Source organism: Vagococcus allomyrinae (assembly GCF_017829975.1).
Classification (GTDB): domain Bacteria; phylum Bacillota; class Bacilli; order Lactobacillales; family Vagococcaceae; genus Vagococcus_D; species Vagococcus_D allomyrinae.
Window position 1 is genome coordinate 255,654 of the sequence record NZ_JAEEGA010000004.1, and the last position, 24,382, is coordinate 280,035.

Genomic DNA, 24,382 nt, shown 5'->3' on the forward strand with positions numbered 1-24,382 from the left:
CAACTACTATTTTACTAGTCAGAAATTTTTACTCGCCCGACTTCAAAGGAACCGATAACAGCCTTTTCTGACGCCACAAAGGAAATATCCTCACCCTTTTCAATTTCATAAAAAGTGCTTGTCATCGTCGCCAATCCGTTGATAAACACTTCGACAGAAGAGGTGTCTCTGAAAACTTCTAATACTAGTTGATTATCGATCAACGGCACTTTCACCCGGCGTTTGTTTAAGGGCTGAGCTTCTTTGCCAGTTATTTGATAGCCGCTCTTCTCCCTTGAAAGGGAAAATTCTGAGGTTGTGGCGTCATAACTGTAAATAATTCCCTCGTTTTTGGATTTAGCAAAGTGGATTTCAAAGCTGGCTGTCTGTGACAAATCGACGACTAAATGGAGATAGGTGTTATCTTTTATTAGTTTGTGAAAGGTAACGGGTTTGGCCTCAACACTGATATTTTCGAAGCCATATAAATACTCTAACTCGCGATAATAGTCGGACACAGGCTTTTGAATTAGTCTCCCTTCCCTAACGTGCAATTCTCTTGGTAAGGTCATGGAACCAGCCCAGTGATGGCCTAACTCATGGGTGGGCATGTTGCGATCCCACATTTGCATCCAGGCGATCATCACGCGGCGGTTTTTAGCGTCTAAGGTGGTTTGAGGGGCATAAAAATCAAAACCAAAGTCCATCTCGTGAAAGGTCTCAACCTTTAATTCCCCTGTTTGCCAATTCATTTGGCCAAGACAAGCCATGGTTGAACTGATGTTTTGATATTCTAAGCCTGCTTGTTTTATTTGAATCGGAGACAAAATCAAGACATCCTGACCGTCTAAATGAAATAAATCGGGACATTCCCACATGATCCCTTGGTCTTTATTTCCTTGAAGTAAAATCGAATAAAAATCCCAGGTCAGCAAATCAGCGGAGCGGTACATTAAAATTCGGCCCTCGTCTGACGCTGTTTTAGTGGCGACGACCATGTAATAAGCCTCGTCGTGCTGGATAACTTTGGGGTCTCTAAAATCATGGATATCCCCTTTATCGCCCAAGTTTTGAGCGTCGATGACTGGGTTGTTGGCACTTTTTTCAAAATGGATGCCATCGGTTGAAATTGCCAGACATTGGGTTTGATAAGTGACACCCTTTTCCACCACATGACCGGTATAAAATAAATACAAGAGACCGTCTTTTTCAATGGCACTGCCGGAAAAGCAGCCGTCTTTGTCATAAACTTGATCAGGTGCTAAAGCCACTGGCAGTTCTTGCCAATGAATTAAGTCTTTTGATTTTGCATGCCCCCAATGCATCGGCCCCCACTGGCTGTCGTAAGGGTAGTGCTGATAAAACAAGTGGTATTCCCCTTGGAAATAGACAAAGCCATTTGGATCGTTAATCCAGCCCACTGGTGCCATTAAATGATACTGATTTCGATAACGCTGATTGACCTTTCGTTTATGTTGCTCAATATAGCGATTTGCTTGTTCTAGTAATTCACCATTGTTACTCACGCTTATTCAGTTCCTTTCACAAAGCTATCATAGCCGTCTTGTTTAATTTTCAGCCATTCTGCGAGGCCAAAACGCTCTAATTCTTGCAGGTAGTCGTCCCATTCCTTGTCAATTTTGCCATTGGTGATCCATTCGGCCCGTTTGCGGTAAATATAATCCCACATATCGGTTTCAATCTTCGCCAAGCGATCGGTCTCAGCTTTTTCTAAAAAGACTTTTGGGTAATTATGCTCATTGTTAATATAAGGCAAATAGTTGTCATGCATTAACTCCAAGCGCCATTTAGCATCGTCTGGCATGGTGGTGACTGTCCCGTAATAGCTGTTTAAAACGGCTAAGGGGCCTGCGGTTTCGGTTTTTTGTCGTAATTCACCGGGTGCTGTGCCAGCTAAGTCTAAATGAACCAACATGTTATCTTTTAGTTCAAAAATATTTTGCTGTGAGTCATCGCCATAGGTCCCCCAGTTATTTTGAACGGATTGCAGGGGTTCGTACATTTTATCCACCCATTTGGCTGTTAGCTCCAGATTTTTATTGCTGCTAGTGATGACAAACCGATCTCTTGAAAAGCCAATGCCATTGGTTCTGGTCACATGTTTTTTGCCACTGGGACCTGCTAAGACGGGTAAGACCTCATAATTGTCATTGTCACCGGTAATATTGGTTTTGTCCCAAGTAAAATAGACACCATACTTTTGTTCTTTGCCTTTGGCCACATAGGTGTTCCAATCTTGTTCAAAAGCTTCTGAATCGATCAGCCCCTTGTCATACAGTTGATTAAAATAGCTAATCGCCTCTTTGTAGCCGGCTTTGTCCGCTGTAAACTGAACCTGACCATCATTTTCAACCACTAAATGATCATCATTGTCTCCTTCACCGAAGGCGCCAAATAAGAATTTTAAATCTTCATTGCCACCGTCGTTAATAAACGTCAAAGGAATTTCATCGGCCTCCCCATTCCCATTAGGATCGTCTTTTTTAAAGGCTTCTAAAACCGCCATTAGTTCATCGGTAGTTTGCGGCATCTCCAAGCCCAATTTGGCTAACCACTCAACGTTAATCCAAGCCATATCATTAACGGTATGAATCGACTCCTTGCCTTCCCCTAATTCTTCAATCCACGGAAAGGAATAGATATGCCCATCTGGCGCTGTTGATAATTGGCGGTAATAGGGATACTCATCAAAGAGTTTCTTTAGGTTTGGCATGTAATCTTCAATCAAGCTTTCCAGAGGAATGATCACACCACTTTCAGCCCAATTAAGCAGGTCATAATCACCGGCGCCAGCATTAAAAATAGCGTCAGGCAACTCGCCACTGGCGATATCTAAATTCCGTTTTTCGGCAAAATCGGCATTGTAGTTGGTCCAATCGATATGCAGATTGGTCTCCTTTTCCAATCGCTGGAAAATCAATTTTTCATTGGGGTCATTGGGCGCCAAGGCCCCACTTTGAGAAATCATTTTTAATGAGACTTTTTCAGCTAAGGGGAAAGTCACCTTGGTTAGTTCGTAATCTGGACTGGCAGTTTCTTCCTTGGTTGATTTTCCACAAGCTGATAATACTAAAACACTTAATAACATCGTCGTAATAATGCTTTTTTTGATTTTCATTTTTTCCTATCCTTTCACTGATCCGACTAAAACACCTTTATCAAAATATTTTTGGAAAAATGGGTACATCACAATTAAGGGTAAACTTGAAATAACAATGGTGGCATACTTAATTAATTCGGCGATTTGCTTCATTTCGGCCATGGCCGTATTGGCTCCAACCATGTCTTGGGAAGGTTGATTTTGAATTAAGATATTTCTTAAGACTAATTGGAGCGGTTGCAAATCAGGGTCCTTAATATAAATCATCGCCTCAAAATAGGAGTTCCACTGACCGACAAAGGCGTATAAAAAGAGGACAAACATAATCGGTTTGGCTAATGGCAACATGATTTTAACTAATATCTGAAGGTCATTTGCCCCATCGATCGTAGCCGCTTCAGCCAATTCATTTGGTAGTGACTGAAAATAAGTTCGCGCCAAAATGATGTTCCAAACATTGATCGAGCCTGGGATAATGATGGCCCAGACAGAATTTAGCATCCCTAAATTTTTGATCAATAAGTATGTGGGAATTAAGCCGCCGCCCACAAACATGGTAATCACAAAGAAAGTCATAAAAAACTTACGGCCCACCAGGTCTGCTTTTGCTAGGGGGTAAGCCGTCAGCATGGTGACCAAGACCGTCAAAAAGCTAAAACTAAAGGAATAGATCAGGGAATTTAAAAAGCCTCTGACGATCGAATCATCGGCTAAGACCCGACTATATCCTTGAGTCGTCCAGTCTTTAGGATTAAAACTGATTCCCTGATTGATCAGGGTGGCTGGGTCCATAAATGACGCGATGACGACGTAAACTAGGGGAACGATGGTGATTAAGACGAGAAATGCCACAATTACGCGATTCAACCACATGATCCGTTTGTCAAAGTTTGAGTATGTTGATAGCTTCATTTTTTCCACCTAAATTCCTTTCCCATCGTTGATCCGTTTAACAATGCCATTGACCAATAGCAATAAAATGACGTTAATGATCATGTTGAACAGCCCGACAGCTGCTGAGTAAGCATAATCCCCTGACTGAAGCCCGACTTTATAAACATAGGTCGAAATAATTTCCGAAGCAGGTATGTTCATTGAGGTTTGCATTAAATAGGCCTTTTCATAGCCGACATTCATAATATTCCCAGCCGATAAAATAAAATTGATGACCATCACTGGTTTCAAAGCTGGCAAATCAATGTAGCGGATTTTTTGTAAAATATTAGCACCATCGATATTAGCCGCCTCATACAAGTCTGTACTAACCCCAGCCAAGGTAGCGGTGTATAAAATCGACGACCAGCCCATGCCCTGCCAGATCCCCGAAAGGATGTAAATGGTTCTAAAATAGTCTGGGTTAGACATAAACATCAGCGGATTGCCGGTAATTTTTTGAACCAAACCGTTGATTGGGCCATTTGCAGAAAGAAATAAAAAGAGCATGCCGACAATAATCACCACTGAAATAAAGTTAGGGGCATACAAAACCAATTGAACTTTTTGCTTGATTTTTTTATTGAGAATTTGATTTAAAGACAAGGCCAGCAAGATCGGTGGCACAAAGCCCAACAGCAAGCCGTATACACTGATCTTCAAGGTATTTCCCAGCAATAACGAAAAGTTTGGCGAGAAGATAAATTCTTTGAAATGGGTTAAGCCGACCCAAGGACTTTCTAAAATTCCCAACATGGGATTATAATTTTTAAACGCGATGATCGCACCGTACATGGGGAAATATTTAAACACCAAGGTTAGGAGAATACCCGGCAGCATTAACAGGTATAACCACTTGTCTCTTTTCACCAATTTCAACTTATTTTTCCATTGAGTCTCTTTGCTTATTTTTGGTCTGACACCCCTTCCTCCTTCGACTAAATTTTTTGCAGTTACACCCAAATTAATCATCCTCTCATTTTAGAAACGTTTCCACTTTTGCTTAAAAAAAGAAAAATAGTCGTTTTTGGAAACGTTTCTATTTTGATAAGTAAATATTAACAACTTTGCAAAGACAAGTCAAGCTTTTTTTGTCAGACCTTGAGATGACCTGTTTAAGGGCGTGAGCAGGCCCCATTTAGAGGAGAGGTTTCTGGCGATATCTTGGCTCAATTCCCCAAACTACCAATCACTCTTTTTCCGTTATAAAATAGAGTTAACACAAGGCTGATTGGTTCATTGTTTTTTATTTTATAATTTTGAAAAAAATATGTATAGGCGCTTCCCCTGCTTCTCTTATAGAATGAACCTAGCTGATAAATCAAATGGAAGGAGCATACTCATGATTAAAAGACATCAGGAACTTTTTCAGTTTTTAATTGAAAATAATCCTTGTACTATCAGTGATATTTGTCTTTACTTAGGGATTTCAAAACCCACTCTGCGCAGTGATATTGACCATCTTAATGGTGAGGTCGTTGATTATTCGGTTTCAATCGTTTATCTGGATGGTGGTCTTATTGGCTTTAATGACTTGGGAGCGGCTCTTAAACTGCTCAAAATTATTGATTCCTTTGTGGAAATGTCCTTGACCTCCAAAATGCAATTATATCTATTGCTAAAAAACCAAACGATTCCCTTACAGGAGATCGCCGATGAATTGTATGTCAGTAAAAGTAAAATTGTCAACGTTGCCAATCAGTTGTTACAGCTTTCGGCAGGACTGGTTCACTCTTCGCGAAATGGTTATTATTTTACCGATAATCAGCAAATTCGTGCGGATGTTTTTATCAGTTTGCTGGCCCCTTACTTTAAAGGCAATAACTTTGCAGAGGAATATAAACTTTTTTGCTTGAAACAGTTTGAACTAGCGGCTTATATACCTGAAGGAGTGGTGGCTGATGCCATCAGGGACGCTCACGCTTTAAAAGAGCGGAGCGATCTGCTTAAGGATCACTTAATTACCAAACAGTTTTTAAGTCAAATTTTTAGGGCTTTACAAGAAACGGAACCCTCTCAGAGGGAACTAACAGAGTTCGCTGTGGAAGTTGATGCTGAACTGCAACAACACCATCAACAAATTGTTCAGGAGATGTTGGCTTCGATTGATCGCTTTTTGGGAACCAGTTTTTCGCAAGATCAGGAGCTGATTAAGGGCTTGATGAATCACATTGATTTTACTTGGAAGGAGTATCGAGATCAGATTGGCCCCGTGGAATCCTTGGAATTTATGGATATGAAAAAACAGTATCCTTTAAGTTATGAGTCAGCGGTGATTGCCTCTCAGCACTTATCTGATCAATATGCCGTTTCTTTTGATACCAATGACTTAACTTACTTATCCATTCATTTCCAAAATTCCTTGGAAAAACGCAAGCGCAAAAAAACCTATCTCAATACAGTGATTATTACACCTTATGGTTTGACTGCTGGCAAGTTGATCGACAATCAACTGTCGCAACAGTTTGAAAGTATTCACACGGTGGATATTACGTCTTATAGTGATTTTTTGTTTAAGGATTATGAGGAGCCCATCGATTTAGTATTGTCCTTGTCCTATATTGAAGACTGCCCCTTTCCAGTTATTTATCTGCCCTTAGTCTTAACAGACAGTGTGGTCAGTGAGATCAACCATTTTATTAAAAATAAAAAATACGATTATCTGATTGAAGCGATCATGAATCAGGCCTTGATCATTCAAAAAAAATCAGTCTCCAGTTCTCAACAAGTAATGGAACTGATGACGACTGAGCTGACAAGAGTTGAGGCGATTGACTCACATTATTTGGACAGTGTTATCGCACGGGAAGCCCTATCTTCAACAGCTCTCAAAGGGGTGGCAGTTCCCCACGGGAATATCCGCCACGTCAAACAAAATCGTTTAGCTGTCTTAAAGCTAGAAACACCCCTTCAATGGGAAGATCAGCTAGTGGACTGGGTATTTATGCTGGCAATTACCGAAGATACGATGAAGGCCAACACGCATTTCTTTAACAATTTTTATCGTGTGGTGGCCAAAAACATGTTTTACATTTCTCTTTGTAAAATCAAAGGAGAACAGGATTTTTCTCAGTTGCGCAAACAACTGCTTAAGCTTTTTACTCATTAATTTTTAGGAGGATTTTCGATGACAACAATGATAAATCAGGAGACGGTCTTTTTGGCTGTTGACGTCCCTGCCCATAATAAGATTGACGCTTTAACTTTAATCAGCCAAAAAATCAGCCAGGTGACGTCTCTTTCAGCGGATGAACTGGCAGCTGGTTTTACAGCTCGGGAAGCTCTTTCGACCACTGGCTTTGGCTCTGGCTTTGCGATTCCCCACACCAAAATTAAAGCAGGAAGCGGACTAGTAGCTTTTTTCCGTTTTAGTCAACCGATTCAATGGGAAGCCATGGATGATCAACCAGTGACGACTGCCATTGCCTTGGTCATGCCAGAAACAGACGAAAGCAACTTGCATCTCAAAATGATTGCCAAATTGGCTCGTTTGTTGATGCATGAGGACTTTATCAACACCTTAGACTCACTAACAACTGAACGAGCAATTAGTGAGTACTTAAATCAGAAGTTGGAGGATTAACATGAAAAAAATTATTGGGGTCACAAAGTGTCCAAACGGTTTGGCTCACACCTATATGTCGGCTGAAAAATTGGAAACAGTTGGCAAACAGTTAGGCTATCAAGTCAAGATTGAAACGCAAGGTGCGGCAGCAGTCGAGAATGAATTAAGCGCTGAAGATATTCAACAAGCTGATTATGTGATCATTGCGGCTGATGCTGCAATTGATGGCAAAGAGCGTTTTGCTGGTAAAAAACTCCTTGAAGTGCCGATTGCCGACGTCCTAAAAAATGCCCAAGGACTGATTGAGTCTCTTGAGGTCAATGCCACTGTCTTTCAGGCAGCAACCACAACGGCGGCGCCAGCTTCTGGTAGTGGTTCACCGATGAAACAACTGATGAATGGCGTCTCTCACATGGTACCCTTTGTTGTCGTTGGAGGCTTGCTGATTGCCATTGCTGCGGCGATTGGCGGTGAAAATTTACCTGAAGGCTTGATTATTCCAGATGGCTCGATCTGGCAACGGGTCAGTGATATTGGGGCGATTGGTTTTAGTCTAATGTTGCCGATTTTTGCTGGCTATATCGCCTATGCCATTGCTGGAAGGGCAGCCTTAGCACCAGCGATGATCGGGGCTCAAATAGCGAATACCCCAAGTATTTTAGGCACGGAATCAGGAACTGGTTTTCTAGGTGCCATTTTAGTTGGTTATATGGCGGGCCATTTAGTTAAGTGGATGAATTCTTGGAAGATTCCTAAAGATTTAAGAGCCGCCATGCCGACAGTGGTCATTCCGATTCTCGGTACGGGGATTATCGCAGCGGCTCTGATGCTTGTTTTAGGTGCGCCAATTGCTTGGTTAATGGATAGTTTAAACAATATGCTAGCCTCCCTTTCTGGCAATAGTTCAACTAGTATTTTACTTGGTGCTATTTTAGGTACCATGTTAGGCTTGGACATGGGTGGCCCTGTTAACAAAGTGGCTTATCTCTTTGGGGTGGCCTCGATTACCACTGGTAACACCATGATTATGGGAGCTGTCGCGGCGGTGATCGGTGTTCCGCCTTTAGCTTTAGGTCTTTCAACGTTTATCAATAAATCCTACTCTGAAGAAGAAAAATCAGCAGGCATCCCTGCTCTTTTAATGGGCTTATTAGGAATTACCGAAGGCGCGATTCCCTTTGCGGCCGCTAACCCAAAAGTGGTGATGCCAAGTATTATTTTAGGCTCGGCTGTCACTGGGGCGGTTGCCATGCTCTTCAAGGTAAGTGTTAGTATTCCTAATGGCGGGCCAGTTGCTGGCTTATTAGGGGCCACGAATAATGTGTTATTGTACTTGTTGACGATTGCGATTGGGATCATTGTGGTCAATGTCTTGCTTTTGGTCTTTGGTAAATTCTTCGCAAAAGGAGCGGCTTAAATGAGTAAAAAAAGAGTCCATATCGTCCCTCATACCCATTGGGACAAAGAGTGGTATTTTACCGCCTCTCGTTCAAAGGTCTATTTGATGCGTCAAGTCCAGGAAATCATGGAGGTTCTAACCAACAATCCTAGTTACACCTCCTTTTTACTTGATGGTCAAACCTCGTTAGTGGAAGATTATCTGCGCTATTACCCAGAACATGAGGCCCTTTTAAAGGAGCTAATTCGCACCAAACGTTTGCTGATTGGGCCTTGGTATACCCAGACAGATCAATTGGTGATTTCGGCTGAATCGATTGTCCGAAATTTGTATTACGGCATCAAAGGTGCCCAACAGCTAGGACATGCCATGTCGGTTGGTTATGCGCCTGATGCCTTTGGTCAAGGGGCTAACATGCCACAGATCTACCAGCACTTCGGCATCGATACCTTGCTCTTTTGGCGAGGAATTGCCGATGATCGCCTAGCACAACTGGAGTTTATTTGGGAAGGGGCTGACAGCTCTCAAGTCTTAGCCAACCAAATGTATTTTGCTTATTATTACGGCTTAAATATCCCTCAAAATCCGGACACACTGGTGGATTACATTGACAGCGTGATTCCACCGCTAGAAGCCCGTGCTAGTAGTGAAGTGCTCTACTTCCCAAGTGGTGGTGATCAATCGGCGATTCAGGCCAATTTGGTAGAAGTGGTCAGCGCAATGAATCAAAAGGACCCCAGTCGGGACTACTGTTTATCAAATCCGGAACAGTTCTTTGATGAGTTAAAACAATCGGCCCAGAACTTGCCGATTATTAAGGGGGAAATGATTGAAGGGAAAAACAGCCGCATTCACAAATCGATCTACTCCACCCGCGCTGATTTAAAACAGGCCAATAACCGCATTGAAAATCAGCTAACCAATGTTTTGGAGCCTCTTTTAGCGATTAGTTTTTCATTGGGCAATCGCTACCCTCATAAAGAGATTGAAGAAATTTGGAAGCTGCTTTTTGAAAATGCGGCTCACGACAGCATCGGCGGCTGTAACAGCGACGAAACCAACCAGGATATTAAAGGCCGTTATAAGCTGGCAGAAGATCTGGTCAAAAACTTGTTAGATCTACATATGCGGGAAATTGCCATGGCAATCCAACAAAATCAGAAATACGCCCTGACCATTTACAACACCTTACCTTATCAACGGAGCAGTATTCTGGAAACGGATTTGTACATTCCCGATGGCGATTTTAAACTGGTTGATGAAGCTGGCAATGAACTGGCCTATAGCATCCTTTCCAAGGTTGACCAGTCCGATTATTTGTTAAACCAGTTTGCCTACTTAACGCCCCACCTATACCGTAAGGAGATGGGGGATCAATACATTCCCGACAAAGTCTATTTTGCTCGTCTGCAAATCGCTGTACCAGAAGTGCCGGCAATGGGCTATTGTCAATTATACTTACTGCCGGATGAACCTGGGTTGCTGGCTTCCCCTCTGGAAATCAACGATGACCACTGGATCGAAAACGAACACTATCGGGTTCAATACGACCCAGAAAGAAACAGTTTTAGTGTGACCCATAAGGCTAGTAATGTCAGTTATGACCGCCAATTTGTGCTGCTTGATAATGGGGATGATGGGGATTCTTATAATTATAGTCCTCCCCGTGAAGACTGGGTCCTGTCAAGTGAGACAGATGCTCAAAATATTCAGATTATCGCAGAAAAAAATCAGTTAGGTGACAGTTTGCTTTTAAGTTACGACCTGATCTTACCCGCCGACTTAAAACAGCGGGCGGCTAAGATTCAATCGGTGACAGTCCCTGTGACTCAACGGATCAGCTTGCGTCAAGGTGAAAAAATCGTCAGAGTTGGTTTAACCGTCGATAATCTGGCTAAAGACCATCGAATGTGTCTGCATCAGTCAACTAATATTCAGACTGACCAGTCGATTGCCGATAAACTTTTCGGGGTGGAAACCATGGACATGCGCCACTCTGCTATGGACTATTGGCAAGAAGACAAGTGGACAGAGGCGCCAATCGCCATCAACCCACTGCAATCCTTTGTGGCTTTATCAGATCAACAAGCTACCGTTGCCGTTATGACTGAAGGGGTTCGGGAGTATGAAATTGTCGGTGAGCACTACAGCAACATCCAATTGACTCTCTTCCGCTGCTTTGGTTATATGGGGAAAGAAAATCTGGTTTACCGTCCTGGCCGAGCCTCTGGTGAAAAAATCGTGGCAACACCTGACGCCCAATTGCTAGGCACCCTGAACTTTGAAGTCGCTGTAGCCTACGAAGATAGCAGTTTTGATGAGGTGGCCATTGCCAAGCTCAGTAAGGAATACTTAACACCTTTACAACAATACGAGTTAACTGATTTCTTAAATGGCCGAACAATTTTCAAAAAAAATATGCCAGCTAAAACCCTAGCTCCCCACTATTCATTGCTTGATTTTGCTGAGTCAGACGTGATTCTCAGCACGTTGAAAAAGTCAGAGCTAGGCGACAACTTGGTCTATCGGGTTTATAATCCCTTTATTCAGAAGGAAGTTAGTTTAGAAGGTGTCATCAAGGAGACTGATGTGGCGGTAGGTCTTGATGAGGTCACCCAACTAGCGAGACCCCAGCACTTGACACATAATCAGTTTCAAACTTTTGTAAGAAAATAAGACATGCCAGCCTAAGCTGTGGCAGCCCCTAATGACAATGGGTTGCCACAGTTTATTTATACGCCCTCCTTTTGAGAGTGTTAGCTTCGTGAAACTAGTGCTATAATTAGCAGTGAAGGAGATGATAGCTATGATCGTAAGAACCATTACCCAAGCTGATTACCATGAGGTGGATCAGTTGATTAGAAAAGCCTTCACTTCCTCTAGTTATGGCTACGGAAATGAAGCAGAGCTTGTCCAAAAAATTCGTGCTGAAAAACATTATCAGAACGAATTGGAAGTAGTGGCGGTTGAGGATCAGCAGATTTTAGGCCATGGTCTTTTAAGCGATGTAGTGATTGAAAGCAAAGAGGTTGATCGTGTTGGTTTAGTCTTAGCCCCTCTTTCCGTTTTACCTGACTGTCAACAGCGAGGCATTGGCAAATTAATCATGAGCGAACTTGAACGTCGAGCCACAGAGCTGGGCTATCCCTATATTAGCATCTTAGGTCATCCAACCTATTACACGCGGTTTGGTTATACTGCCGCAAAGAACTTTGGGATAGTGCCTCCTTTTGAGGTGCCCGATGAGGCTTTTCTGATCAAACCATTAACGAAGGATGGCTTAAAAAATTGTGAAGGCATCCTTAGGTATTCGCAAGCCTTTGCTTGATTTGTTAGACTCTTTTCAAGCTGAGAAACTCGTTCGTGAAAACCTGTTTCACAACTAAAAGCCGTCTGGAAATAAAATCCAGACGGTTTTTTTTACTTTATAGGAAATTATAAAACTTTCTCTATATCGTAGTTTGGATCCAACTTCACGAGTCACCCCCTTCGGGAAAAAGACAAAATTATTTTAGTAATAATAAATAACTTCCATAAAACAATTTTTGAATTAATCGAATAAAATAATAAATTTAATTCGGTGAAAGATGAGTTTTTACGCAATTACTCCACAACTCAAAAGGCTTGTAGTTACACTACAAGCCTTTTGCTGATTCTAGAAATAAAGACAACTACTTTTGCAATTAGGAGCTTCTATGAATATCCTAGCAATTATAGCATTGCAAGATGAAATAAGACAACTTTAAACGAGAAATCAACAAAACAGGACTTGTGAATTTACAAATCCTGTTTACAATAATATTCTAGTTATGCTTGTTCGCATTCTTCCAATGTTTATTAAAGTGGCTTTCTGCTCCGTTGTCTCTAAAACACTTTTGCATCATAGTTTTAATATCGTCTCTATTTTTTCCGTTTAAATCCGCTTCAAGGTCTGGAAAATAGTGAGAGTTTGTATTAAAAAGATTTTTTGCATCTTTGTTGTCTTTATAGAAATCTTCTTTTCCATTAAAGACTACATATGTTTCGATAATTCTTCTAATGGGATTGAGCATCATTTCTGGCTTTTCTTCCTTATATAAGAAAACAAGTTCATGCCAAAGAGCCTCATAATTTGTTTTGAAATCTTGCTGTTTATTCTCAATTTTACCAATTTTTGTTTGACCATCGCAACGCTGAAGCTTATAAAAGTTGTTTTCCTCAAAAGCATTTTTACCATCTCTTCGATTTTTTGCTTCGAAAGAGCAGTTCAAATAAAAGAATATGTTATGCGTAAGTAATATAAACTTATCAGAACTAGAGCTTTTATCACACTTTTTAATCGTTTTTTGAAGTTCATCAATAATTAGGTATTGCATCGTATCATCATTTGAAGTCATAGGGTCATCGAAAATGATAATTTTATTAATATTATCGGGAGAGTCCGAAACTTCAGAGAGTTTTTCGATAAAATATAAAAAAGCAATTATATTTTTTTCTCCAGTTGACAGCTCGGTGATTGGCCTAATTTCCTCTGAAAGGTTTTTGATCTCGTAAAATTCTTGATTATCCGCTTTTTTTCTGACTAGCTCAAATGAAACTGAATGCTTCAACTTGCTGTTAATATTATTGGCTAGCTTTTCTGTGTTTTTAGTTTCATTTTTAAGCGCTACAATGTCGCTGTCTATTGCTTCAATTTTCTTTTTTTCTTCGTCTATCTTTGCTTTCTCATTTTCACAGTCTGTTTTTGCCTCTGTTGTCTTTTCCTTCAAAAGTTCTAGCATAACTAGCTCGGAGTCCAGTTTAAAATCGTCAATTATTTTTTTAACTTCATGCAGCCTAAGAGCTAATCTGGCTTCGTCTTGCTTTACTTCTAGGTTATTAGAAAACTCGTTATTTTGTTTTATTATTTCTGCATATCTTGGTATAATGCTTTCGAAATTCTCTGGCAAAGACAGGGTTAAGACTTTATCTTTTTCAAATAGTTTTTTATCTTTTTCATCAAGAGCAGATATAAGTTCGCCTAAGAAAACATTCTGGGATTCAACTATCCTTGAAACGTCTGACCTAATTGCTTCAGATTCTTCTAGAAAATCTGGGTAAAAGTCTTCTGTTTTTATAACTACTGAAGTAAGAGACTCTTTATACTCATTAATTGTGTTTCTTCCTTTAGCAATTCGATTTTTTAGGAGTTCAACTTCGTCGGCTGAAAAATAACTTTTTAATAAAGTCATTCTTTCTTCAGTAACTAAATTACCACAGAATGAACATTTTTCTCCAGGCTTATGGAGAGGCACACCTTCTTCAGCAAAAGTAGTCTTGCTAGCGCTACCAACTAATTCTTCAATTATTATTTTACTTTCAACCTTAGATGATAGAATTTCATTCACGGATTCTTGATATTTCGAAAAATCAATTTTAGGGAAAGTGATTGTTTTAGCTACTTTCTTTTCTGATTTTAAAATGCTACTATTTTTTTCTAGTTCGGTTTTTTCGAGAGTCACAGAATCACTAACTTCTTTTTTGAAAGAATCTTTTCTATAAGTACGGGCATTTTTCACAAGATTGTTATTGCCCGAAATAGTCGTTGCTGAACTGGTGTAGAATGCTTCAATTTCTTGTTTTTTATCGCTATATTCCTTGTTGCTTTTTTCGAGTTTTGAAAATAAATTTTGGCTATCGCTATTTTCAGGTGGGTTTATTAGTTTACTTATTTCTTTTATGTTAAGAACAATTTTTTCTTTTTCTTCTTCTTTAGCACTGATTTGGTTGTTGATTGAAGTGTTCTCAACACCTAGAGTGACTGCATTTAGTTTACTGTCCTCGCCAATAATAGAGTCAAATCCTTGAAAAATACGCACATCTAGTTCTTGTCCATATTGCTCTTTGATTAATTCAGTGATTGTTGATTTTCCGGTACCATTTTTTCCGAAAACGAAATTAATTTTTTTTCGGAAATCGATTTCATTTCCAAGGAATACATCAGTTGTATCAATGTTTAGCTTCATATTTAGCCCTCTTTTCCGTTCCTCTATGTAGCTTATCTTGTTTTTTTGACAATTTTTAGCCCTCCAATTGGTTTTTGTGACTTCTTTCATTATATCAAATGTTCAAAGCTATGACTAACAAAATCATAAAAGCATTTTTATCAAAATTGACAGAAATATAATTGCCTTATACTAGCGCTAATAAAACCAATATATTGGAGGCACCCAATGTGAAGAATTTAGATGAGTAAATACGTGACTAGTTAAACAATAGCACCAGCCGATAAGTAAAATATGGAGCGATAATACGTTACAAGTTTTTGTTTCAAATATATGTACTGCTTATATCATTTTATGATTAATTCTTGTATCCAGTATTTGACGCTTCAATATCATTATTAATGTATTAAACATATCAGCCTGACTCAATGAGTTAATATTTTAATACAAACCTCCGACAGATAGACTATCTACATAACTATATATCGGGTAGATAAAGTCTACAGGAGATACAGCACTATAACCCATGAAACATAAACCTGAATAGGATATACTTTTTAATAACTTAAACTCCGAAAATTATAACTTGAAGTATGATATAATTTTACTAAGAAATTACTCTTTCTAAATGGGTATTACACAAGGAGAATCTACATGAAAAATAATATTGCAGGATTATCAATGAGTTTTTCTCATATGAATTTTAAAAATATTGATTTAATATCATTTAATTCCTATAATTCGTTATTAGACTATGATATAACAGTTATTGATTTAGGGGTTGTTCCATTAGAATATCGATCTAATGAGACCTATGCTGGTAAAAGATTACTCAAAGAAGATAGCTCATTTCAGTTTCTTTCTGATTTCAAAAGAAGAAAAGAAGAAATTAAAGACTTATTAGCTCTTGGAAAATCAATTTATGTAATTCTTCCAGTAGAGCCTAGTTTCTATATTTATACAGGAAGACAGGAGCATTCAGGAACTGGTAGAAATCGACAAACTACTAATATAGTTAACGAATTTAATATATTAGACATTTTACCGATAAATATAAATATGACCGCAGGTTTTGGCAGTAAAATTTCATGTTCAGCAGATTCTATATATAGAAATCTATTGGAAATAAAAGACATGGAATATTATTATACAACTTATTTTAATTCTAAAGATATGGGTATACCCGTTGCCTATATCGCTAATACTGAAAAAACTATTTCAAAAGCTTTTCCAATGGGCGAAGGCCACCTCATAATTTTTCCAGATGTTTTTGATGAAGGTAATTATTCAAATGCGAAGGAGTATCGAACTGTGATAAATTTATTTCTTCACACTATCGATGATTTAGAAGAAGAAATAAAAACTTCATTAGACGGCTACTCTCTTCCTGAATGGACAAATAAATACAATATCTTTGATGAAGAAAATAAAATGAAAGAAATTGAGGAGCTAAACTCAAATATTGATAGTTTGAAAAATAAAAAGACAAATACTGAAAATGAATTGGCAAGAATACAGAAGTATAAGCTAGCCTTTACTTCAACAGGCAAGGAACTAGAAACTATAGTGTATGAGATGCTTACAGACATGGGCTTTAAAAGCATGCCTGTTGAGCATAATCGAGCGGATGGAGTCTTTGAATATGAGGGCATGAAAATAGTAACAGAAGTCAAAGGTGTTAATGGTAGTTCTGCTGAAAAGCATGGAGCTCAACTAGAAAAATGGGTTGCGGAGTTTATTGAAAAAGAAGAGCAAGTACCTAAGGGTATATTAATTGTGAATGGCTTCAGGAAAAAAGACTTATCTTCAAGAACTGAAGAAGTTTTCCCGAATCAAATGGTCAATTATTCAACAAAACGAGATCATTGCTTAATTTCAACGATACAATTACTCGGGCTTTTTATTGAAGTAAAAAATAATCCATCTGAGAAGAAATCAATTATGAATAAGTTTTTAAGCACAGTAGGTGTCTATGCTGAGTTTAAGAATTACAAAACTTTTTTATGATACTTTCCTGAGATGATTAGATAACACCAAATGACCAATAAACTATGCAATAGATATGTCTGTAATCTTGAGGGAATTACAGGCTTTTTATTTTGCCTATAGACCACTCTTTATTCATATAACCCTTACCATGGTAATAGCACTAACAAATACTAATATATTGGAGGTCTCTATATGAGAACAGCAGAAGACAAACACCAACAAATTAAAGTCGCATACGCCCGCGTTTCAACCGCAGAAGATGCTCGTCAACACCAAAAATATGGTCTAGGCGTCCAGATAAGCGCCCTAGAGCATTGCGACTATCTTTTTCAGGAAAGGCACTCAGGGTCAGACGACAACCGTTCAGAATTCAATAAGGCGATTAAACTTGCCAAGAAACTTTCTAAAGAGGGTCATGAAGTTAGCCTAGTGGTTTACAAAATGGATAGACTCGCCAGAAAAACCAGCACCTTACTTCGGACAATTGAAGAACTCAAAGAACATAAGGTAGAGTTTGTCAGCATCAAGGAGAATGTTGATACTTCTACACCCTCCGGCATATTGTTCTACCAGATGATTTCTGTCTTTAGCGAATATGAGCTAAACTCTCTCAAGATGAGAACTATAGAAGGTTTGCAACGAGCCAAGGCCCAAGGTAAAAAACTTGGTAACCAAGGTTTACCTAAAAAGACAGAAGATAAAATTTTGCGCCTATACCAATTGAATGAGATGACTATCAAAGATATTGCTAAGAAATGTAAAGTAAGTGAAACGACCGTCTACAATGTCGCTCGGCGCAACGGTTTAAATCGTCGGAATACTTCAAAAAAACCTACACTTTTCAGTTAAATTATGTTAATATTTTGGTAACCAATACTTCAACAAACGAACGTTTGGTTGAGTCCTGAAACATATATACCGATATATTTCAAAGCACTGATTCTATAAGGGTATCGCCTTTTAAAGTTGGTGCTTTTTTCATGTTTTTAGAAATTAATCTGACGTTCGTTTGGTGTAGGTATTGGCAAAACAAACAAAGGAGGATTTTTAGCTTTGAAAGAATTAAGAAAAGTAGTTTTTGCATTAGGGTTGGTGACACTAATCGCGCTATTAGTTGGTTGTTCAAATAAAGAAGCCGCACCGAGCAGTAGCGATGATTTTGAAAGTTCAAGTTCGTTTCTCCCGACATCCATACCAGAGGAATCAACCATGGAAAGTAGTTCCGAGGAGGAAGATGAAGAAATTGACTATTCAGGGAAAATCATTGCTTTTACATTTGTTTCTTTTCAGCCAACAGATAGCACTGGATCGGTCTTAGAAGAGCGATTTAATTTGGAAGAAATAAATTCAACCACTGGATCATCGAAAGTTATAAAGGAATTTGCGAATTATAAAAAAAGAGAGACAAGAATGAAAGCTATAAATACGACTTTTGGCGAAAATACCCTTTCCAACAGAGCGTGTTTTGATGGCGATTTTAATAGACTTGTATACACTGAAGAGTTTCCTGATGGCTCCTTGCATGTTGGATGGATTGACTCGGAAGGAGAAAAGACAGATGTAACAGGTAAAATTTCTAAACAGGATAGTTTTTCAGACTCAGCACCTAAGCATTGCAATCCGCGTTTTATTGATGATAATTTCTATTTCACTGATGCAACTAGTGGAGATAAAAAAGTCATGTATATACCAATCAACGATATTTCACTAAATAAATTACAGGAGTTTGCACCGCCTGAAATAAAAATGAAAAAGGACTCTGCTTATGAAATATATCCATCAATCAGTGGCGGTTATATTAATAGTAAAACTAATACGGATGATTTTAGTACTCGTACAATCTCAGAAATACATCCAAATGGAAATCAAGCGTCTGGCTTTTTTGTTTCATGGCTGGGTGAAAGTAATTTTCTCGATAGTGAAATGAATTCAAGGAATACAGAAAACGAAGAACCAGTCAGCTTATTGCCAGAAAATTCAAGGTCAAATGTAGGCGTGATTGCTTCCTCAGATAGGAAAGAGGTTTTATTTTGCTCTAAACAAGGCGTAGATGACCTAGAGGCTTTTATTGCCCCTACCGACGGCGGAGAGCCTCGAAAGCTTGTTGACTATAAAGAGCCTAGAACAAGCGACAATCAACCAGCTCAAAGGTTCTTCATTCAGTGGGATGTTAAATAATATTAGATAATTCATAAAGACAGGAGATAATAAAATGCAAATAGGTCAAGAAATAATCACGTGTAAAAATTGTGGTAGTAATGCGGTGAGCTATGCGGGAAATGTCAACAGGCGGGCAAAGATGATTATAATAATATCAGTATGCCTATTGTTTACATTGGTATTTACGATATTCGGTATTTTTGCAATTATGTTCGCACTCTGACTGAGGAAATATAAGCAGACTCCCCATATGTTCACTTGTCAATCTTGTGGTAATACCATATATGCCAGCGAACAGACTTGCCAAGAGTATTGGCGTGAAATTAGTTAGAAAAAGTTTTATAGTAGCAGTTTAGCCCCATCATTTGAAATGATAGGGCTATTAATTTTATCGAAAAAAATAACCCTCTTCTGCGTAGAAACAGAAGAGAGCCAACTTAAATATTTTGCTATTTTTCTTTCAGGGCTGACTTCGATGTCCCTTGCTTCTAATTGCTAAAGCAATAAGAGCAATGGCAACGCCTCGTCCAGCTTTTCTTAAGTCAATGCTGAGGCGGCTTCCTGATCCAAAATCACAACTAAATTTGGGTGCAATCTAAGATAAGAGGAAGGGAAATCAGGGGTCATGGGCCCTTCCAAGGCAGCTTTAATGGCTTGGGCTTTTGCAAGGCCATTAGCTATTAAAACTAACTTTTTGACTTTTAATAAGGCTGGCAAGCCCAGTGTGTACATGTAATCTGAATAATTTCCTTGAAGACTCTGTTGGTAAGGTTCATTCCACGGATACTCATTGGTTAACTTAACTTTGTATACTTCTTGATCATATAGAGTACACTCTGGCATATTGGCGCAAAAGTGCCCATCTTCGCCAATACCAATCACCATTAACTCAAGGCCGCCAGCAGCATCAATCTCTGCTGGAAAATCCCGATAGTTGTCACCTGTCATGGCGTGAATCCGTGTGGAATCGATCTTAGCAGGTTTAAAGAAGCTTTCATTTAAACCGTCAAAATTATCATAGCCAACTACCTCATGAGCTTGATTTTTGATCGGCGTTTCATCAAATGTGTAGTAATGGACATTGGTCATTTCTGGTAAGCTGGCCAATTTTTGATTCAATAGTTCATACATCCGTTTAGGTGTACTGCCTGCGGTTAATGACAAATTGATGCGCTTGGCCTGAAGGCTAGCAGCTATGATCAGATCTGTCGCAAGTTGACTCATGTCCTCGTAGGTATCCACAATTATTTTTTTCATCTTATACTCCTTCTCTGCCTTTTGTTTGCTTTAAGTACAATTTGAAAATCTTTTTTGATAGAATGTACTGAGATTGGACGGTCATCATCGTATCTTGAGCGTGACTGAAAAGTGGTGAGTACTCAATCGAGATTCCCGCCGCTTCACTTTGAACGACTTTGGTTTGACATTTATGTGCCTTAGTTAACAGATCATTGGCTTCTTTCATTTTGCTTTCAGCTTCTACTAACTGGTCCTCTTCCAATAAATCATAGGCCAACATCAAGGCGGTTCGAGCATCGCCAGCATGTAAGATCATCTCCATGGAAATTTGAACCAGGTCTTCTTTTCTAAATTTTTCCATTATTTAGCTTCTCCTTCTAATTCAAGTTGTTCTAAATCATATGCCTTCCAAAATGGGTACCAAATGGCGGTTGCCACAGCTAAGACAACCAATGAAAGAAGGATCCCTTTCCAATCTCCTGAGACTAAGTAACCTTGAATAGGCGCAGGAATAAACCACAAGTTAAAGACTTTTGTTGGTATCGCCACTAATCCGCTTTTGAGCGCAAAATAGACGATTGTTGGATTGATAAAGGAGTTTAACCAAAAAGGAATCATCAACAAGGGATTTAACATGATCGGTGCACCAAAGACGATTGGCTCGTTGATATTAAAGATACTTGGAACGATGCCGGCTTTACCAATTGCTTTTAATCTGGCTGATTTACTTTTTATTAACATAAAGGCTAATGGTAAGGTAGTCCCCATTCCCCCTAAAGTGATCAGACCTTGAACCACTTCTCCAGTGTTGATGTTTGTTGCTGCTAGTCCTTGACTGATTAACTGGGTATTTTCTGCAATTCCTGCTAACTGAATTGGATAAAATAACCCGTAAAGTAACCAAGGGCTAATCCCGAATGAGTAGAGGATGGTTGTGACAAAGACAAAAGCTAATAAGCCTAAATAACTCTGGCCAAAATTAGTTAAGGGCAGTAAGATTTTGGTCAAAATTTCGAAAAAGTTGATATTAAAGGTAAAGACCACCAAATAGGCAATGGTCAAGATAATCAAGATTGGCATAAAGGAATCGAAACTCGACACGATATAATCGGGAATCGCTTCGCTGTCCTTAAAGAAAGTGAATTTCGCTAATAAAATAAAGATAATAGCGGTGAAATAACCAGATAAAATCCCTAAAAACATCCCGCCTGAACCAAAGCTGTCGCCAGCAAAAACCAGTTCGCCATTTTCATTAATTTGAGCTAAGACTAACATTAAATATAAGCCAACATTGGCGATTCCTGCTAAGTTCTTTTTATTGTCCATCTTTTTCCGTTGTAAAATATATACCGGTAATACAAAAGAGATGGCTAAACCAATAATGCCAAAACTAAAACTACTAATAGGACTTAAATCTGGAAATTTAGGAAAATAACTGTTTAAAATTGATAATACCGAAATGACTGACCCAACTAATGTTAAAGGCAGTGTGCTCATAATCGCATCTTGTAAACTGGCTATCCAGATATTGCGAGACAACTTGGTCGCAAATGGGGTGACTCGTTTATTGACAAGGGTAATAAATGCGTTCATCTCTTATTCCTCCATCATATTGATTACTTTTTTTACTGCTCGCTCACCGTCTAGCGACCCATAGATATCATTTTCAATGATCGCTAATTTAATGTCTTTCCCCGCTAATTTCTCTTGAATTTCTTCTTCTAGGTAACGTAGATGAGGGCCAACTAGTAGCACATCAATCTCGTCGACATGATTATCGATTTCCGACTCACTGGTAGCAAACACTTCCATGATTAATTGTTGCTTCTTCGCTGATTTCCGCATGCTACTGGCTAAAAAGCCACTGCTTGCACCGCCACCACAAACTAACATAACTGTTATCTTATCCATTTTACATCGCTCCGTTCTGATTTGATAACCCTAGTTTAGCAAGTATTTGACGAGTTGAACATCTGACTTTTTCACCGGGCCGGTGCAACTCCAAGTTGTTGTTCCTTGATAAAAGAAGGTATAATAATAGTAGATAAACGTCTTCGTCAGGAGGTCTATAAAATTGGAAGAAAAATTTATGCGAGTTATTTTATTTTTGGATAGCCGAAGTGGTTGGACAACTTCAAATGAATTAGCTCAGTATCTTGGTTGCTCTAAGCGATCGATCAAAAACTACGTCCAACAAATAAATGGACTTGTGCCAAATGGCATTAGTGCGTCTCAAAATGGTTATCAGCTAACACCCTCTTTAAAAAATCAAGTTTTTAGCGATTTTCAAATTGATCCGGCGCCTAACTTACAAAGTTTAAGTCAACGACGTAAGCAACTTATTCTAGCATTATTAAGAGAACGCCATAAATTAAATGTTTTTGATCTTGGAGAACTGCTCTTTATTAGTCCGACGACCTTAAAAAATGATTTAAATAAAATCAGAGAAGAGTTCTCTAACTACGAGTTAAAGATTGCGGTAAGTGGTGATTTTGTCGAGGTGCTTGGCTCAGAAAAAAATAAGCGACAACTTTTTATTGATCAGGTCTACGATGACTATGATACCAACAGTTTGTCGATCGCTTTTATTGAAAAGTTATTCCCTGCAATTCCCGTTGAACAGATCTCTGAATTGACCTTCAACTTATTAAAAGAAAACAATCTTTTTGTGGATGATTACCTTTTAACTAGCATCGTGCTTCATCTGACGATCATGGTGGAACGGATTAAAAACAGTCATACCTTAACGATCAACACGAAGATCGAGGTCAATGATCCTGTCCTGTATTCGATTGCCAAACAGTTAGTGACTTACTTGGAAGAGTCTTCGGCATTAACTTTTGCCACAAATGAAATTTACGAAGTCTATGTCTTGTTGCTGGCTAAAACCTCAACGGTCAGCCAAAAAAAAATCACCAAGGACAATATTATCCAATTTGTTGACCCTCAAGCCTTGACGATTGTTGAGGAAATCATGGCATTTTTAAATGATTTTTATGTGATTGATATTGAGGATGAAGGCTTTTTAATTCCTTTTACGGTTCATATTAATAATTTGCTTACCCGCAGTCAAACAGCTTATTTCCTTAAAAATCCCTTGTTAGCAAGTATTAAAGAGGGACACCCTTTTGTTTACGAACTATCTGTCTCGATTGCTCATATTATCAATAAGCAAATTAGTAATCGAATAACTGATGACGAGATTGGCTTTCTGGCACTTCATCTTGGTGGGGCCTTTGCAAAAGAAAACAAAAAATATCGGAAGTTGTTAACAGCCTTGGTTATTCCCGATATCCGCACGCTGACTTCCGATTTAAAAACGAAAATAGAAAAACAGTTTGGAGATTCCCTTTTTATTGATCAGGTCTACACGCGAGTGATTGATTATAATGACTTTCGAAATTTCGATGTGATTATCACCACTATCCCGCTTGCCTTAGTTGACAGTCAGGCAACGATTATTAATATCAGCCCTTTTTTTAATCTATCTGATCAGAAAAAAATCTATTTTGATATTGAGGAAGCCTTATTAAAAAAACGTTACGATGAATTTAAACAAAGTGTCTGGCAAGTCAGCGATTCTCATTACTTTATGAAAAACGATGTGCTAACAACTAAGAAAGATGTCATTCAAGTAGTGGCCGATATTTTTGTTAATGCCGGAATTGTTCAGGCAGATTTTGAGGAACAAGTGTTGCTTAGAGAAACCCTCTCGTCCACTGCTTACAACAATATTGCGATTCCACACACGATTAAAATGAACGCTCGCCACTCTAAAATGTATATCATTTGTAGTGACCGACCGATTGACTGGGGCAATGAGGAGTTTGTCAATATTGTGTTCTTGTTTGCCATTAATGACAAAGATAAAAAAATATTTTACACTATTTTTGAGATGATTTCTTTGCTCTTCTCTGACCGAAAAAAAGTCCTGTCAGCTTTAAAACACGATGATTATCAGTCCTTTTTAAACTTTTTAACCAATCAGGATATCCAACAATAGAGCTGAATCAGAATAAACCAATTAAACCACC

The 24,382-nt window shown here is 38.8% G+C and carries 18 protein-coding genes; 9 read left to right on the plus strand and 9 right to left on the minus strand.

Translation table 11 applies throughout. The features are described from left to right. Positions 1-14 precede the first annotated feature (14 nt). Genes I6N95_RS08250 through I6N95_RS08265 form a run of 4 tightly spaced genes read right to left on the minus strand, consistent with a single transcriptional unit; the run spans position 15 to position 5,005 of the window. Complete coding sequence (locus I6N95_RS08250) at positions 15-1,505, minus strand: glycoside hydrolase family 32 protein (protein WP_347340539.1); 1,491 nt, start codon at positions 1,503-1,505, stop codon at positions 15-17. 2 nt (positions 1,506-1,507) lie between these two features. Then, complete coding sequence (locus I6N95_RS08255; protein WP_209526603.1) at positions 1,508-3,118, minus strand: ABC transporter substrate-binding protein; 1,611 nt, start codon at positions 3,116-3,118, stop codon at positions 1,508-1,510. A 6-nt stretch (positions 3,119-3,124) separates the two neighbouring features. Beyond that, on the minus strand, positions 3,125-4,012 hold the full coding sequence (locus I6N95_RS08260; RefSeq protein WP_209526604.1) for a carbohydrate ABC transporter permease: 888 nt from the start codon (positions 4,010-4,012) through the stop codon (positions 3,125-3,127). A 9-nt stretch (positions 4,013-4,021) separates the two neighbouring features. Next, the gene (locus I6N95_RS08265; protein WP_209526605.1) at positions 4,022-5,005 is read right to left on the minus strand and encodes an ABC transporter permease; all 984 of its coding nucleotides are present in this window, start codon (positions 5,003-5,005) and stop codon (positions 4,022-4,024) included. A gap of 370 nt (positions 5,006-5,375) precedes the next feature. Here I6N95_RS08265 and I6N95_RS08270 point away from each other — a divergent pair, with 370 nt between their 5' ends. The 5 genes from I6N95_RS08270 (at position 5,376) to I6N95_RS08290 (ending at position 12,325) form a co-directional block, all read left to right on the plus strand. Further along, positions 5,376-7,142, plus strand: a complete 1,767-nt coding sequence (locus I6N95_RS08270; protein WP_209526606.1) for a BglG family transcription antiterminator — start codon at positions 5,376-5,378, stop codon at positions 7,140-7,142. An 18-nt stretch (positions 7,143-7,160) separates the two neighbouring features. Continuing rightward, complete coding sequence (locus tag I6N95_RS08275; RefSeq protein ID WP_209526607.1) at positions 7,161-7,616, plus strand: PTS sugar transporter subunit IIA; 456 nt, start codon at positions 7,161-7,163, stop codon at positions 7,614-7,616. A 1-nt stretch (position 7,617) separates the two neighbouring features. Then, entirely contained in the window at positions 7,618-9,015 is a 1,398-nt protein-coding gene (locus I6N95_RS08280) for a PTS fructose transporter subunit IIC (protein WP_209526609.1), read from the plus strand. Beyond that, positions 9,016-11,673, plus strand: coding sequence for a glycoside hydrolase family 38 N-terminal domain-containing protein (locus I6N95_RS08285; protein WP_209526611.1), 2,658 nt, complete (start codon positions 9,016-9,018; stop codon positions 11,671-11,673). It begins immediately after the preceding gene. 130 nt (positions 11,674-11,803) lie between these two features. After that, positions 11,804-12,325: a GNAT family N-acetyltransferase gene (locus I6N95_RS08290; RefSeq protein ID WP_209526613.1), complete on the plus strand. Its 522-nt coding sequence runs from the start codon at positions 11,804-11,806 to the stop codon at positions 12,323-12,325. 475 nt (positions 12,326-12,800) lie between these two features. Here the strand turns inward: I6N95_RS08290 and I6N95_RS08295 are convergent, their stop codons facing one another. After that, positions 12,801-14,981 carry an AAA family ATPase gene (locus tag I6N95_RS08295; RefSeq protein ID WP_209526615.1) on the minus strand — a complete coding sequence of 727 codons (2,181 nt, stop codon included), beginning with the start codon at positions 14,979-14,981 and terminating at the stop codon, positions 12,801-12,803. A 633-nt stretch (positions 14,982-15,614) separates the two neighbouring features. Here I6N95_RS08295 and I6N95_RS08300 point away from each other — a divergent pair. The 3 genes from I6N95_RS08300 (at position 15,615) to I6N95_RS08310 (ending at position 19,127) form a co-directional block, all read left to right on the plus strand. After that, complete coding sequence (locus tag I6N95_RS08300) at positions 15,615-16,967, plus strand: hypothetical protein (RefSeq protein ID WP_209526618.1); 1,353 nt, start codon at positions 15,615-15,617, stop codon at positions 16,965-16,967. Positions 16,968-17,141: 174 nt separating this feature from the next. Continuing rightward, positions 17,142-17,798: a recombinase family protein gene (locus tag I6N95_RS08305; RefSeq protein ID WP_209526620.1), complete on the plus strand. Its 657-nt coding sequence runs from the start codon at positions 17,142-17,144 to the stop codon at positions 17,796-17,798. Between the two features lie 204 nt (positions 17,799-18,002). Beyond that, positions 18,003-19,127 (plus strand): hypothetical protein, encoded by a 1,125-nt coding sequence (locus tag I6N95_RS08310; protein WP_209526622.1) that lies wholly within the window; start codon positions 18,003-18,005, stop codon positions 19,125-19,127. Between the two features lie 519 nt (positions 19,128-19,646). Here I6N95_RS08310 and I6N95_RS08315 read toward each other — a convergent pair. The 4 genes from I6N95_RS08315 to I6N95_RS08330 are packed head-to-tail and all read right to left on the minus strand — an operon-like array spanning position 19,647 to position 22,259. Continuing rightward, entirely contained in the window at positions 19,647-20,366 is a 720-nt protein-coding gene (locus I6N95_RS08315; RefSeq protein ID WP_209526624.1) for a 6-phosphogluconolactonase, read from the minus strand. Between the two features lies 1 nt (position 20,367). Continuing rightward, the gene (locus I6N95_RS08320; protein WP_209526627.1) at positions 20,368-20,709 is read right to left on the minus strand and encodes a PTS sugar transporter subunit IIA; all 342 of its coding nucleotides are present in this window, start codon (positions 20,707-20,709) and stop codon (positions 20,368-20,370) included. Continuing rightward, on the minus strand, positions 20,709-21,941 hold the full coding sequence (locus I6N95_RS08325; RefSeq protein ID WP_209526629.1) for a PTS sugar transporter subunit IIC: 1,233 nt from the start codon (positions 21,939-21,941) through the stop codon (positions 20,709-20,711). The genes I6N95_RS08320 and I6N95_RS08325 overlap by 1 nt, the downstream gene beginning before the upstream one ends. A gap of 3 nt (positions 21,942-21,944) precedes the next feature. Continuing rightward, on the minus strand, positions 21,945-22,259 hold the full coding sequence (locus I6N95_RS08330; protein WP_209526631.1) for a PTS sugar transporter subunit IIB: 315 nt from the start codon (positions 22,257-22,259) through the stop codon (positions 21,945-21,947). Between the two features lie 163 nt (positions 22,260-22,422). Between I6N95_RS08330 and I6N95_RS08335 the strand changes: the two genes are divergently transcribed. Further along, the gene (locus I6N95_RS08335; RefSeq protein WP_209526633.1) at positions 22,423-24,351 is read left to right on the plus strand and encodes a BglG family transcription antiterminator; all 1,929 of its coding nucleotides are present in this window, start codon (positions 22,423-22,425) and stop codon (positions 24,349-24,351) included. Positions 24,352-24,382 lie beyond the last annotated feature (31 nt).

Excerpts from the sequence above, each read along its gene's own strand:
- I6N95_RS08255 (WP_209526603.1), bottom strand. The coding sequence starts at position 3,118 with ATGAAAATCAAAAAAAGCATTATTACGACGATGTTATTAAGTGTTTTA.
- I6N95_RS08260 (WP_209526604.1), bottom strand. The coding sequence starts at position 4,012 with ATGAAGCTATCAACATACTCAAACTTTGACAAACGGATCATGTGGTTG.
- I6N95_RS08265 (WP_209526605.1), bottom strand. The coding sequence starts at position 5,005 with ATGATTAATTTGGGTGTAACTGCAAAAAATTTAGTCGAAGGAGGAAGG.
- I6N95_RS08270 (WP_209526606.1), top strand. The coding sequence starts at position 5,376 with ATGATTAAAAGACATCAGGAACTTTTTCAGTTTTTAATTGAAAATAAT.
- I6N95_RS08275 (WP_209526607.1), top strand. The coding sequence starts at position 7,161 with ATGACAACAATGATAAATCAGGAGACGGTCTTTTTGGCTGTTGACGTC.
- I6N95_RS08280 (WP_209526609.1), top strand. The coding sequence starts at position 7,618 with ATGAAAAAAATTATTGGGGTCACAAAGTGTCCAAACGGTTTGGCTCAC.
- I6N95_RS08285 (WP_209526611.1), top strand. The coding sequence starts at position 9,016 with ATGAGTAAAAAAAGAGTCCATATCGTCCCTCATACCCATTGGGACAAA.
- I6N95_RS08290 (WP_209526613.1), top strand. The coding sequence starts at position 11,804 with ATGATCGTAAGAACCATTACCCAAGCTGATTACCATGAGGTGGATCAG.
- I6N95_RS08295 (WP_209526615.1), bottom strand. The coding sequence starts at position 14,981 with ATGAAGCTAAACATTGATACAACTGATGTATTCCTTGGAAATGAAATC.
- I6N95_RS08300 (WP_209526618.1), top strand. The coding sequence starts at position 15,615 with ATGAAAAATAATATTGCAGGATTATCAATGAGTTTTTCTCATATGAAT.
- I6N95_RS08305 (WP_209526620.1), top strand. The coding sequence starts at position 17,142 with ATGAGAACAGCAGAAGACAAACACCAACAAATTAAAGTCGCATACGCC.
- I6N95_RS08315 (WP_209526624.1), bottom strand. The coding sequence starts at position 20,366 with ATGAAAAAAATAATTGTGGATACCTACGAGGACATGAGTCAACTTGCG.
- I6N95_RS08320 (WP_209526627.1), bottom strand. The coding sequence starts at position 20,709 with ATGGAAAAATTTAGAAAAGAAGACCTGGTTCAAATTTCCATGGAGATG.
- I6N95_RS08325 (WP_209526629.1), bottom strand. The coding sequence starts at position 21,941 with ATGAACGCATTTATTACCCTTGTCAATAAACGAGTCACCCCATTTGCG.
- I6N95_RS08330 (WP_209526631.1), bottom strand. The coding sequence starts at position 22,259 with ATGGATAAGATAACAGTTATGTTAGTTTGTGGTGGCGGTGCAAGCAGT.